This window comes from Defluviicoccus vanus, from assembly GCF_014672695.1.
In the GTDB taxonomy this organism is placed as follows: Bacteria; Pseudomonadota; Alphaproteobacteria; order Rhodospirillales; family Defluviicoccaceae; genus Defluviicoccus; species Defluviicoccus vanus.
In genome coordinates, this window is sequence record NZ_CP053923.1 from 3,212,887 (window position 1) to 3,225,682 (window position 12,796).

Annotated in this window: 9 protein-coding genes and 1 pseudogene; 5 read left to right on the forward strand and 5 right to left on the reverse strand. The window is 64.0% G+C overall.

Features of this window, described 5'->3' with window-relative positions:
* Nucleotides 1-630: 630 nt before the first annotated feature.
* Both hslV and HQ394_RS14590 read left to right on the forward strand, forming a co-directional pair.
* Nucleotides 631-1,191: an ATP-dependent protease subunit HslV gene (gene hslV, locus HQ394_RS14585; protein WP_190260842.1), complete on the forward strand. Its 561-nt coding sequence runs from the start codon at nucleotides 631-633 to the stop codon at nucleotides 1,189-1,191.
* Between the two features lie 85 nt (nucleotides 1,192-1,276).
* Nucleotides 1,277-2,638: an IS1182 family transposase gene (locus HQ394_RS14590; protein WP_190260069.1), complete on the forward strand. Its 1,362-nt coding sequence runs from the start codon at nucleotides 1,277-1,279 to the stop codon at nucleotides 2,636-2,638.
* Nucleotides 2,639-2,876: 238 nt separating this feature from the next.
* On the opposite strand, the gene HQ394_RS14595 is transcribed toward HQ394_RS14590, so the two are convergent.
* Nucleotides 2,877-5,102, reverse strand: coding sequence for a PhoX family protein (locus HQ394_RS14595; RefSeq protein WP_456151441.1), 2,226 nt, complete (start codon nucleotides 5,100-5,102; stop codon nucleotides 2,877-2,879).
* 205 nt (nucleotides 5,103-5,307) lie between these two features.
* Between HQ394_RS14595 and hslU the strand changes: the two genes are divergently transcribed.
* Nucleotides 5,308-6,624 (forward strand): ATP-dependent protease ATPase subunit HslU, encoded by a 1,317-nt coding sequence (gene hslU, locus HQ394_RS14600; RefSeq protein WP_190260844.1) that lies wholly within the window; start codon nucleotides 5,308-5,310, stop codon nucleotides 6,622-6,624.
* Nucleotides 6,625-6,700: 76 nt separating this feature from the next.
* Nucleotides 6,701-6,976, forward strand: a complete 276-nt coding sequence (locus tag HQ394_RS14605) for a hypothetical protein (RefSeq protein WP_190260845.1) — start codon at nucleotides 6,701-6,703, stop codon at nucleotides 6,974-6,976.
* 64 nt (nucleotides 6,977-7,040) lie between these two features.
* Here the strand turns inward: HQ394_RS14605 and HQ394_RS14610 are convergent, their stop codons facing one another.
* The 3 genes and pseudogenes from HQ394_RS14610 to HQ394_RS14620 all read right to left on the reverse strand — a co-directional run bounded on the left by HQ394_RS14610 (nucleotide 7,041) and on the right by HQ394_RS14620 (nucleotide 10,321).
* Entirely contained in the window at nucleotides 7,041-8,480 is a 1,440-nt protein-coding gene (locus HQ394_RS14610) for a protoporphyrinogen/coproporphyrinogen oxidase (protein ID WP_190260846.1), read from the reverse strand.
* A 280-nt stretch (nucleotides 8,481-8,760) separates the two neighbouring features.
* A pseudogene (locus HQ394_RS21240) lies at nucleotides 8,761-9,456 on the reverse strand (class I SAM-dependent methyltransferase); the annotation flags it as partial.
* 457 nt (nucleotides 9,457-9,913) lie between these two features.
* Nucleotides 9,914-10,321, reverse strand: coding sequence for a Smr/MutS family protein (locus HQ394_RS14620; protein WP_190260847.1), 408 nt, complete (start codon nucleotides 10,319-10,321; stop codon nucleotides 9,914-9,916).
* On the opposite strand from HQ394_RS14620, the gene HQ394_RS14625 reads away from it, so the two are divergent.
* On the forward strand, nucleotides 10,312-10,461 hold the full coding sequence (locus HQ394_RS14625; protein WP_190260848.1) for a hypothetical protein: 150 nt from the start codon (nucleotides 10,312-10,314) through the stop codon (nucleotides 10,459-10,461). The two genes, HQ394_RS14620 and HQ394_RS14625, sit on opposite strands and share 10 nt — an antisense overlap.
* 50 nt (nucleotides 10,462-10,511) lie before the next feature.
* On the opposite strand, the gene HQ394_RS20830 is transcribed toward HQ394_RS14625, so the two are convergent.
* On the reverse strand, nucleotides 10,512-12,719 hold the full coding sequence (locus tag HQ394_RS20830) for an LUD domain-containing protein (protein WP_190260849.1): 2,208 nt from the start codon (nucleotides 12,717-12,719) through the stop codon (nucleotides 10,512-10,514).
* Nucleotides 12,720-12,796: the final 77 nt, after the last annotated feature.

Sequence of the window (12,796 nt, forward strand, 5' to 3'; positions counted from 1 at the left end):
GGCGCGGAGTGGACGTGGGCGAAGATAAAATTCCGGATTTTGCGATTACATTTGAACGGAAATACTGCCCTCAATACGACCAATATCCGATTTATGCGGTCGTATCGCGGCTGGGTGTCGTCCTGGCGACGGTCTATGACCTGCGGCACGGACCGATGACGCCTTAGTGTCTGACTGAAAATCGGATAGGTCGTTCAGGCTTTTGCCAAGTGTCGTGAGGATAGTTTGACCTCGACGTCCTTGGCGAGGCGGCGGTAGCGGTGAGCTAGGAGAGGGTGCGCTCGACGCCGATAACGTGACCGCTTCCTGCTTGAACTGATCCGTGAAACTCCGACGCGGTAGCCGGAAATTCCGCAACAGGCTCCCAGGACGTCGCGAAGCAGCTGTGTGGCGGCGCAATCGACGACACCGATCGGTGGTGTTCAGGGTGAAACGAACCCTATAGACCGACGCGGCAGCACCAGCCGGATTTTTGCTAACCTTGACCCCCTTCGCCGCCAAGCCTAAATCCGCCGAGATAAACGGTTAACCGCGATGAATTCCAAGCGGGGCATTGCCGGCGCTTCGCGGCCGGGATTGCCGCGCGGCTTTTCCGCCCGCGTTGTTGTTGATCCGCTCAGTGAGCTGTCCATGTCCACTCAAAAGTCCAACGCTTCCCATCCCGATTGGCACGGGACGACCGTGCTGTGCGTGCGCAAGGGCGGGCGCGTCGTCATCGCCGGCGACGGCCAGGTTTCCATGGGCAACACCATCATCAAGGCGAATGCGCGCAAAGTGCGCCGGCTGGCTGATGGCGGCGTCATTGCCGGCTTTGCCGGCGCCACCGCCGATGCGTTCACTCTGTTCGAGCGGCTGGAGAGCAAGCTGGAGCAGTATCCTCGCCAGCTCACCCGTGCCTGTGTCGAACTCGCCAAGGATTGGCGCACCGATCGCTACCTGCGCCGGCTGGAAGCGATGATGGCGGTGGCGGATGCGTCCGTTTCACTCGTTTTGACCGGGTCCGGCGACGTGCTGGAACCAGAAGACGGCCTGATCGGCATCGGCTCCGGCGGTTCGTTTGCGCTGGCGGCGGCGCGGGCGATGATTGACCGCGACGACATGGATGCCGAGGCGATCGCCCGCCGGGCGCTCGCCATCGCGGCGCAAATCTGCGTCTTTACCAACGACAACGTCATCGTCGAGGCACTCTAGCAGCCTGTCGGACTTAACGCGAGGCGGAGCTGTGGGTTATAGAATCCGGGCATGGATTCACGCCCCCGGCCCGGACCTCTTCGGCATGAGCAACTTCCGCCCGATCGACCGCGACAGCGGATTTCTGATGCCGCCGTCGGTGGACGAGTGGCTTCCGCAGCGGCACTTGGCGCGGTTCGTGGTGGAGGTGATCGCGGGGCTGGATCTGCGGCCGATGACCGGCAGCTACCGTGGCTCTGGGGAAGCGTCCTACCACCCCAGCCTTCTGCTGGGCATTCTGATCTACGGCTACGCCACCGGGGTGTTCTCCAGCCGCAAGCTGGAGCGGGCGACCTATGACAGCGTGGCGTTCCGCTTCATCGCGGCGAACGATCATCCGGACCATGACACCATCGCCGCGTTCCGCCGACGCTTTCTGCCGCAGATCGAGAAGCTGTTCGTCCAGGTGCTGGTGCTCGCGCGCGAGATGGGCGTGCTGAAGCTGGGAACGGTCGGGCTCGACGGGACCAAGGTCCACGCCAATGCCAGCCGGCACAGCGCGCTGTCCTATGACCATGCGGGCAAGCTGGAGGCCCAACTGCAGGCCGAAGTGGCCGATCTCATGGCCAAGGCAGAAGCGGCGGACCAGGTGGACATCGCTGACGGCATGTCGATCCCCGACGAACTGGCGCGACGTGAGGAACGGTTGTCCAGGCTCGCCGAGGCCCGGGCGAAGATCGAGGCCCGCGCGAAGGAACGCTTCGAACGGGAGCAGGCAGACCATCAGGCGAAACTCGCAGCACGGGACGCCAAGGCAGCGGCCACCGGCAAGAAGCCCACGGGCCGTGAGCCGAAGCCGCCGGTGGCGACGCCGCTGCCCACGGATCAGATCAATCTGACCGACGAGGAAAGCCGCATCATGGCGGTGGCGGGCGGCGGTTTTGAGCAGTGCTACAATGCGCAGGCGGCGGTGGCGGCGGGCAGTCTGCTGGTGGTGGTCGCCGACGTGGTGCAGGCGCCCAACGACAAGCAGCAGCTTACACCCATGCTGGACAAGATCGGCACTCTGCCGGACGTGCTCGGCAGGCCGGACATGCTGTTGGCGGACAATGGCTACTTCAGCGAGGCGAATGTGCAGGCCTGTGTGGCCGGCGGGATCGAACCGCTGATCGCACTTGGTCGCGAGGCGCATCATCTCAGCCTGCAAGAGCGCTTCGCTGCGGCGCCACCGGCGCCCGAAGACCCCACCCCGGTTCAGGCGATGGCGTATCGGCTGCGCACGCCGCAGGGCCGCGCGCTCTACGCCCTGCGCAAGCAGACGCCCGAGCCAGTGTTTGGCATCATCAAGTCCGTGCTGGGGTTCCGGCAGTTCCTGCTGCGCGGGCTCAATGCCGCCCGTGGCGAGTGGAGGCTTGTGACCATGGCATGGAACCTGAAGCGGATGTTCGCCCTCAGCCGCGCCGTCTAGCCTGCGCGGCCAGTTCCGCAGGCGCGCCAGCGCGACCGCACCGCCCAAAATGGCGCTGACAGAGGCGCCGACGCACCGATCCCTACGCAGGTCCGGCGACGCCCGAGACGCAAGTCCGACAGGCTGCTAGGCAGCTTGACGACCCCAGGGCTGTCCTTTCCGACAATCAGGCCTTACGGGGCGGCCGTAGCCGCCCCTGGCGCGAAGGTTGGCCTGATACGAGAGCTGGAAAAGTGGATTAGGTGCCGATGACGCCGCCGTCGTCCTTGGTGATAACGACGATGCCGGAGCGGGGCTTGTGGACCTTGGCGCGGTGGCTCTGCGTCGTCGGGCCGTTGACGCCGCTGTCCGGCCAAGTGGAGTTGGCAGTGAAGCTGCCCGACCAGTCCTCACCCGGATGCTGGATGCCGACGAACAGCGTCTTGCCGTCGGGGGTACCGACAACACCGGTGACTTCGCAGTTCTTCGGGCTGGTGAGGAAGCGGCGGGTCTCGCCGGTGGATGGATCGGCGCAGAGCATCATGTTGCCACCGATGTTCACCCAGTCGCCGGTGGCGTCGCCGGGCTGGTCGGTCTCGATCCACAACCGGCCGTCCTTATCGAACCACAGGCCGTCCGGCGCGCCGTAGTCGTCGCCGTTGATGTTGCCCTTGTAGCCGTCGTGGCCGGCCGGGTTGTAGCTGGCACCGAGCGTCTTGGTGGTGGCTTTGTCACCGCATTTAACGAAGATGTCCCAGGTGAAGGTCAGCGCGGTGACGACGCTGCCGTCCTCACGCCAGCGGATGATGTGGCCGAAGTCGTTGTCGGGACGCGGGTTGGCGGCGTCCACCGGCGGGTTGGCGCTGGCGGCATTGGTGGTGCCGTCCGGCTTGTTGCTGGAGACGGGAGTGTTGCCGCGGCGGTTGTTGTTGGTCAGCGTCATGTAGACTTCGCCGGTGACCGGATGCGCTGCACCCCACTCCGGGCGGTCCATCATCGTCGCACCCAGGCGATCCGCCGCCTGGCGGGTCTTGATCAGCACCTCGCCCTGGTCGGCGAAGCCGTTGGCCGCGGTCAGGCCATTCTGGCCCCAGATCAGCGGCAGCCAAGTGCCGGTGCCGTCGGCGTTGAACTTCGCGACGTAGAGGACGCCTTGGTCCAGCATGTCGCGGTCGCCACTGTTCACCTTCGCGGCGCAGACGAATTTGTAGATGTACTCGTTGCGCTCGTCGTCGCCCATGTAGAAGGCGACGTTCTTGGCGGCGTCGACGACCAGTTGTGCGCCCTCATGCTTCAGGCGGCCCATGGCGGTGCGCTTGACCGGCTTGGCGTTCGGCTTATTGGGATCGATCTCCACCACCCAGCCGAACCGGTTGGGCTCGTTGGGGTGGAGGTCGGCGCGGAAGCGCTCGTCCACCTCGTGCCAGCGGTAGCCGAAACCGCCCTTGACCACGCCGTAGCGGCTCTGCCCGGCGATGATCTGCAGCTTCTGATCGCCGTCCGGCACGCCGACCACGTCTCCGGTCTCGTTGGAGAAATAGCCGTTCCAGTTCTCTTCGCAGGTCAGGTAGGTGCCCCAGGGGGTGTGCCCGTGCGAGCAATTGTTCAGCGTGCCCAGCACCATCGTCCCGGTCGGGTCGTCAGCGGTCTGCAGCAGCGGGTGGCCGGCGGCAGGACCGCTGACGAGGCACGGTGTGTTGCCGGTAATGCGGCGATTGAGCGGCGAACTGCGAACGATCTGCCACTCGCCGGTGGCGCGCGTCGAGATTTTCATGACGTTGACCCCGTGCGCTGCCTGTTGCGCGCGGACCATGTCCAACGTGATGGTGTCGGTGGCATAGCTGGTGGTGCTGTTCACCAGCCCCGGGTCGCAGTACTCACTGTTGGCGCACAGGACGCCACGCTCGTTGGAGGAGTGAGGGATGCCGTTCTCGGCATGAGGGAAGAAGTGCATGCCGTCGGTATGGCAGCCGTAGCAATGCAATTGCGTGGCCTCCGTCATCGCGCCCGACGGGTTCCAGTTTCCTGCCAGGGTCAGCGAGTCACCCCAGGCTACCAGGACCTTCGCGGTATAGCCTGTCGGCACGGTCACCTTATCGGTAAACGTCGCCGCCACGTTGGCCGGAACCGAGGTGAAGCCGATGCCACCGACCGGCGACGGTGCGGCATGAGCGACGTTCGTCAGGGTTTCGAGGATGCTGGTTCCCAGAACCGCGACAGCTGTGGCACCGAGGGAGGTCTTCAGGAAGCCGCGCCGGCCGAGTTGGCGCTGTTCGATCAAATCGAAGATGCTGGGGTTGCCCGNATCGTTGCTGACTGACAGGCTGGGGCTCAGCTTGCTGTCAGGGTGAAACTTGCTGCTCATCCAAAGGCCCTCTTGGTTGTCTTGCGCCGGTCCGCCACGCCGTATTCGCGCGTCCCGTCCAGTAATCGAGGGCTGCACGATAGTTGGGTTGAATGACACCCTGATGAAACGAGCTCGCATTTTTCTGCTTCGCTTAGGCGAGCGTCTTCTTGGCGGCGGCCGGAACAAGGCTTCGGCGGTCCGCTGTTGCGCACCGCGTTGGGGCGGGGGATGATCATTCGCAAGGATCGAGGGCAGGGGCGCCGAGGCAATCGCGCGCCGCGCCTTGGCTATCGCCGTACAGAGGCTACATCTGCAGCAACAATCACGTCATCGTCGAGGCTCTATGACCAGCTTCACTCCGCGGGAAATCGTCTCCGAACTTGATCGCCATATCGTCGGCCAGGACGAGGCCAAGCGCGCTGTGGCGATCGCGCTACGCAATCGCTGGCGCCGGCAGCAGCTGGCCGACGATATGCGCCATGAGGTGTTGCCGAAGAATATCCTGATGATCGGTCCGACGGGGGTGGGCAAGACCGAGATCGCGCGGCGGCTGGCCAATCTTGCCCAGGCCCCCTTCATCAAGGTGGAGGCGACGAAGTTCACCGAGGTGGGCTATGTGGGCCGCGACGTGGAGCAGATCATTCGTGACCTGCTGGAAGCGGCAATCCTCATGACGCGCGAGCGGATGCGCCGCGAGGTACAGGCGAAAGCGGAACTGGCGGCGGAGGAGCGGCTTGTGGTCGGCCTCGTCGGTGAGAATGCCAGCGCCGAAACCAGGGACAAGTTCCGCCGGATGCTGCGCGCCGGGCAGCTGGAAGACAAGGAGATTGAGGTGCAGGTTGCCGACAGCAGCGGCCTGCAACTCCCCACCTTCGATATCCCCGGCATGCCCGGTGGCCAGATGGGCATGCTCAATCTCAATGACATGTTCTCGAAGGCAATGGGCGGCGGGCCGACGAAGAAGAAGAAGCTCCTGGTCGCCGACGCCCGCACCCTGCTGCAACAGCAGGAGGCAGACAAGCTGCTCGACGAGGACGGCATCGTCAAGGATGCGATCGAGCAGGTGGAGAACCACGGCATCGTCTTTCTCGACGAGATCGACAAGATCACCGGCCGATCCGAGAGGGTGGGCGGCGCCGACGTCAGTCGCGAGGGGGTGCAGCGGGATCTGCTGCCGCTGATCGAGGGCACCGTGGTGCCGACCAAACGCGGTTCGGTGAAGACCGACCACATCCTGTTTATCGCCTCGGGCGCTTTTCACATCGCCAAGCCGTCGGACATGCTGCCGGAATTGCAGGGTCGCTTGCCGATCCGCGTCGAACTCAAGGCGCTGACCCGCGACGACTTCGTCCGCATTCTCACCGAGCCGCAGGCGAGTCTGATCAAACAGTACAAGGCGCTGATGGCGACGGAGGGGGTGGAGCTGCAGTTCACCTCGGACGCCATTGAGGAAATCGCCACCCTGGCCGCCGAGATCAACAGCGGCGTCGAAAACATCGGTGCCCGCAGGCTGCAGACGGTGTTGGAGAAGCTGGTGGAGGAGATCAGCTTCACCGCATCCGAGCGGACCGGCGAGACGATCACCCTGAACGCAACCGACGTGCGCGGGACGGTAGGCATTCTGGCCAAGTCAGCGGATCTGGCGAAGTTTATTTTGTAGCAGCGGCTGGCGGCGTCGGCTGGTCTTGCGACATCATGAGGATTGGCTTTGCGGACTGATCCTGTGAGGAACTGCCATGCCGACGATCGATCCGATGCTGGCCCTCGGGGTGGCGGCGTCCACTGCCGTGACCGACGCGGCCTATGTATTTTTTAATGCCGCGGTATCGTCGCGACAGCGGATTCGGGCGGCTACCTGGAGCAGCGTCTGGTACCTGCTCTCCGCCTTCGCCGTGATTACCTACACAAGCAGTTGGATTTACGTCCTGTTCGCCGCCGGAGGCTCCTGGCTCGGTGCTTTTGCGACGGTGAGCCTGTTGCGGCCGAGGACATCCACCCTCGACCGCAGCTGAGCGCCGTCGGGTAGTCTGCAGTTCTCAGGCCGGCGAACTCGCGGCATCTGGGGCTGCAGGCTGCTCAGTCCCGATGCCGGGGCGAGTGCTCCCGCGTCGGTGGCGATGAACTCTTCGGCGCGGGTGGCAGCCAGCGGCAAGCGGGGGTCACCGGCGTGCTCGCCAGCAGCCGGCGCACCGTTGCCAGGGTTCGCCAGTAGACACCTTCCATCAGCCAGTGGCCGAACTCGCCGTTGCGGCCGATGCTGACCAAGCCGTCGATGCCGGTACCGTGCTGCCAGGCAAGGCGCTCTTCCTCGTAGTCGAGATGGAAGATGGGATAGGCCGTTGCCAAGCGCAGGGTATGCGCACCCTGAAAGCGGCGTTCGGCGTCGGGGATGGTGCCGGCGAGCCCGGCCAGACATTCGCGGGCCAGCGTGTCGTTGTCCTTCGCCCAGACCGGGTCACCCGGTTCGGCGCTGATATCGGCGGTGATCACCGTCTTGCCCTCAGGCGCCAGCCACGGCATGGAAATCGGTGCCTCGGTCAGGCGGAAGAAGGGCACGTCGCGCTTCGGATACCAGACCACGGCGTCAGACAGCAGATTGCGGCCCTCAAGACAGAGATTGACGGCGATGATGCCGCGATAGCGGAAGCGGCGATAGGGCTCGAGCCGATTGGTGCCGGTGACGAGGCGGGCGAGGATATGCACCGGCGCGGTGCTGATCACCGCCGAAGCCGCAATGGTGCGGCCATTGACCCGCACTCCTTCCACCCGATCGTTGGCGACGAAAATCTCCTCCACCCGGGCGCCGGTTTCGATCCGCGGCCCCAGATCCCTGGCCAGGGTGTCGCAGATCATGCTCAGGCCGCCCTTGGGATACACCAGCCAAACGTTGGAATTCAGTTTCTGGTCGCTGTTGTAACCGATGGCCACGGCGCGCTTGGTCACCCGCTTGACCAAGCTGTAGGAGAGGATTTCCCAGACGGAGTTCATCTTGTCGCCCACGTCGGGCGACAACTCATGGGNGGACGTACCCGACCACGCCTCACACAGCGGCAGCGCCACGTCCCTNNCGGCGAACCGGTCGCCGTAGGTGGCGCGAAACCATTCCGCTGCATTGGGCGGCGTGCCGCGCTGACCCCGGCGCAGACGGCTTGCGAGGGCCGAGACGAGGTACTTCGGTTGGCGCAGCATCAGACCGAAGGGGTAGGTGCAGGCGGTTTCGCCCAGCCGGACCGATTCGCCATAGTAGGCGATGTCCCGACAACTGGCATCGACACCGAGCGCCGCAGTCAGGCGATTGGTGAGAAAATGCGCGCCTGAGTCGTACTTGAAGCCTTTCTCGTCGCGGAACGACGACGCCATGCCGGCGATCGACGGGCTGCCCTCGAAAACCTGCACGTCGACACCGCGGCGATGCAGTTCGCTTGCGGCGGCCAGCCCGGCCAACCCGGCACCGATGACCACCACCGGCGCTGCCTTGCCGGCAGCGGCAGGCGCTAGGCCCTGGATCTTGACCATCTCTATTCACTCCCCCCGACGGCCGCCGCAAAACAGCCTGCAGCAACGCGCCGCGTCCGAACAGCTGATGCAATGTGTCGAATATTGTGAATATGCCAAGAGTTACCGGCGTCTTCAGGCTGAATTGCTCAATCAACCAACGGGGTGCGCCGTAGTCCTCTAGCATATTACGCAGTGAATAGGTCCAGTTGACGGGGCTGACAATGGTGCGGATGACATCGACATTGTAATCGCACTTGTGAGCCAGCCGGCCGAGAGACTTGCGGTTGAACAGATTGAAGTGGCGCGGGAAGTGGTAACCTCCCCAGTGCCGGCTCTTGAACACGCTGAAATCAAGACTGTCGGTATTGTCGGTCACGATCAGCAACCGTCCGCCCGGTTTCAGCAGCGCGTGGACAGCGGCCAGCACTTCTGGCGGGGAACTCACGTGCTCGATGGTCTGGATCATCAGCGCGAAATCATAGGCGGACCGTTCGAGCGGCAGATCCTGCACCGTACCGAGGTGAACACTCAGGCCACGCTGGCTTGCGACCAGAGCCGCCCGCTGGTCCAAGTCGACGCCCTCCAACCGCCAGGATTTGGGGCCAAATTCCTGCAGCAGCCCCAGGTGGAAACCATCACCGCAGCCGATGTCAATAATACGCGCGTTGCTTGGAAGGTCATTGCAAATGGAAAGAAGCCGCTTTGCCTCCAGTCGGCGTCGAACTTTGTAAACAAGACCGAAGCTCGTCTCCGAAAAGGCGAATGCATGATAGTTGTCGGGGTAAATTCTGGCAAATTCACTGTCGTCTGGGCGTGGATTCAGGTACACAAGCCCACATTCTTTACATTGCATGGCGAGAAAACTGTCGTCGCTGGTCTTGTACTCGAAATCCTTGCCGACAGCGACGGGCGTCGCGTCATCGTGACCACAAATACAGCAACCGACCTTGTGCAGGGCGATCGTTGTTGCCGATTCCGCAGGGCTGGCGTCCATAATGTCTCCAAACGAAATGCGGTGATTTGTTTAGGGAATTCACCGCTCCCTACTAACATCAACGACACTCGACAATAGAATTGCAACTTGTGATGCGTTCTATAGGTTGCAGAACTCAGCGACGCTTATTTTATCCGCATCGTTGGCGCGGCGTGTTGGTTTTTTTTGTCCGAATTGTGTTTCACAGATCCGAATGGGCTATATCTGCACCAGCTTCGCTCGTCTATCTACCGTGGGTTACTTATTGGCGGGCGAAATTCTCTGAGTGTCAGCGGTCGGTGAAGTGTGGCGAGCGCGTCTCGATAAAGGCCGACATGCCCTCCAAACGATCGGCCAGCGCGAAGGTGAGCGTGAACATCCGCCGTTCGAAGGCGTGGCCGGCTAACCAACGGGGAGGGGCTCCACCGACGTGCCGCTCAGGCAGCCTCACCCCCTTACCAATTGCCGGGCGTCGTGGTCAGCGGCGGCGGGAAGTAGGGCCTACCGGCGGCTCGCTAGTGCGCAGGCGGCGCAGCAGGACGTAGAGGGCGCCTTCGCCGCCGTCCTGACTGGCGGCAAAGGCAAAGGCCAATATTCGTTCGCGATTGGGCTGTTCGTTGAGCCAGCGCGGGACGTTCGTTTTCAGCACGCCTACGGCACCATCGGACCCGTAGCCTTTGCCGGTGATGACAAGAACACAGCGGCGGCCCGCTTGTTGCGCGCGGGCGAGGAACCCGCCAAGTGCCGCATGTGCCTCCCCCTGCGTCATCCGGTGCAAGTCGATCTGCGTCTGCGGCCGCAGCAGGCCGCGTTTCAGCCGCAGCAGCGTCCGCTGATCGAGACCGGCGGCGGATCCTGGCGCTAATGGGGACGGCGATGGAGGCATTGCCGAAGCTACGTGCGCTGACGGCAGCGGCGGCAGGGCAGCGCGTCGTTCTGTCACGACAACGGGTGCTGGCGGCGGCGGTGAGGGCGCCGTCGCCGGTGCTTGGCGAGCCTCTGACCGCGGACGGGGCAACGGCTTGATTCCAGAGGTGAATTTCTGCCATAGCTCCGCGTCGGACTCTTTGCCGTCCTCAGGTTTGCGTCGGCTGTGGTTCGGCATCGACGAGCACGATCAGCAACTGTTTCGGTCCGTGCGCCCCAAGGAGCAGCGTTTGTTCGATGTCAGCGGTTCGCGACGGTCCGGTGATCCAGTTCACCACCCGTGGCATCATCGCTTCGCCACTGCCTGCCCGCAGACAGTCCCAGGCATCTTCGTAGGTACCAACAACCCACGTGGTCGGCAACACGACCACATGCACTTCTGGCAGGAAGTTGAGATTGGTCGGGCTGGTTGATCCGGATACTAGCATCAAGGTGCCGGTTTCGCCTATGCCTGCGTAGGCGCCGGTTACCGCTACAGGATCGTCCGCTGTCGCGGCACCGATCGAGAAGCTCAGCGTCGGCTCGCACGCCCAGGGAATCGCCGTGATCAGGGGATGGGGCGCCAGCTTCAGGCGCATCGACATGTTGAGGCCGTGCAGCAATGCTGCAACGACGGAGGGGACAGCATCCCAACTGGCGACGGTACGAACGACGGCGCTCACCCGCTCTGCTTCGGCGATAAATCGGGAAATGAGCTCGCTGCCATCGGCGCGTCCGCGCTGCGGAATGAGGTTGTGCAGCGGATTGTCCAGGCGATCGGCCACCGCCTGCCGCTCGCCCGGCGACGGCGCGTCGCGGCCGAGCGCAGCACGAATCGATGCCAGCATCTGCTCGCGATCGCTGCCCCGCGCGCTCATCGCTGCCACCTCATGNNTCCTCTCAGCCATCTTGTCGCCGGCGTTGCCGCGGTCGGCCTGCTTCTGCTGCGCCTGCCAGAGATCGTGAAATGTCCGCCCTGCCGGCGCCGGCAGATCACGGCTGCGGGTCCAGCCGCCCGCCAAGGGTAGCCAGCGGAGGCGCCCTGATCGTCGGCCGAGAAGTCCGGCGAGACCGACAGCGATCCGCATTGCCAGGTGGTAGAGCGCGGGCCGGGTGGCCAGCATGGCCCAGCCTCGCAAACCGTAGCGCAGTGAACGTGGCCCCAGGCGGTGGGCGAAGTGTTGCGCCCGCAGGCTGCGCAACATCCGCGGGAGCGGAATGCGCTGCGGACAGACCTCCTCGCAGCGGCCGCAGAGGGTCGATGCGTTGGGCAGGTGCCCTGCCGCGTCGATGCCGAGCAGATTGGGGGTCATTACCGCGCCCACCGGCCCGGAATATACCCAGCCATAGGCGTGGCCGCCGACAGCGGCGTATATGGGGCAATGATTGATGCATGCGCCGCAGCGGATGCAGCGCAGCATGTCGCGAAATTCGCTGCCCAGCATGGCTGAGCGGCCATTGTCGAGCAGGATCACGTGCGTGGCCTGCGGGCCGTCGCGATCGTTGACGCGGCGTGGCCCGGTGAGGAATGAGGTGTAGACGGAGAGGTCCTGGCCGGTGGCGGACCGCGCCAGAAGCCGCAGGATCGTTGTCGCATCATCGAGCGTTGGCACCACCTTCTCGATCGATGCGATGGCGATGTGCACCTTTGGCAGATTGCAGGTGAGATCGCCGTTGCCCTCGTTGGTCACCAGCACCACCGAGCCGGTCTCGGCAATCAGCATATTGGCGCCGGTAATGCCCACATCGGCGGTAAGGAAGGCGTGACGCAGGACCGTGCGCGCCTCATCCAACAGTGCACGCGGCTCCGCCAGGGGGCGATCGGCGGCAAGCTGGGTGTGCGCGTTGCGGAAGGTATCGGCCACCTGCGCCTGCGACAGGTGAATGGCCGGGGCGATGATATGGCTCGGCGCCTCGCCCCGTAGCTGGATGATGTACTCGCCCAGGTCGGTTTCAATCGGCCGGAAGCCTTCCCGCTCCAACCGCGCATTCATATCGAGTTCCTCGCCGAGCATGGACTTGCCCTTGGCGATGGTGTGGGCGTTGGCCTCGCGGCAGATACGGACGATTGTCGCACGCGCCGTCTCGGCATCGCTGCACCAGTGTACCTGACCACCGGCGGCGGTCAGGCGCTCCTCGAAACGCTCCAGATACAGATCCAGGTGGGCGAGGGTATGATCCTTGATCGCCACCGCGGCATCGCAGACCGCGTTGAACTCAGGCAGTCGCTCGATCGCCGCCCGGCGCTTGAGCGGAAAGCCTTGGCGGAAGCGGACGAGCGCTGCCTGCAGCTTGTCGTCATGCAACGCGCGTTTGGCGTTGGCGGGGAATGAATGCGCTGTCGAGTGCAAGCGGCTCTCCTCGTCCACTGTTTGCATCGGTTCTACATTCACCGTTGCCTGCCTTTGTTTCTCCGGCAGCGTTGCTTGGTCTGGGTGGTTTGCGCCGCTGCGCC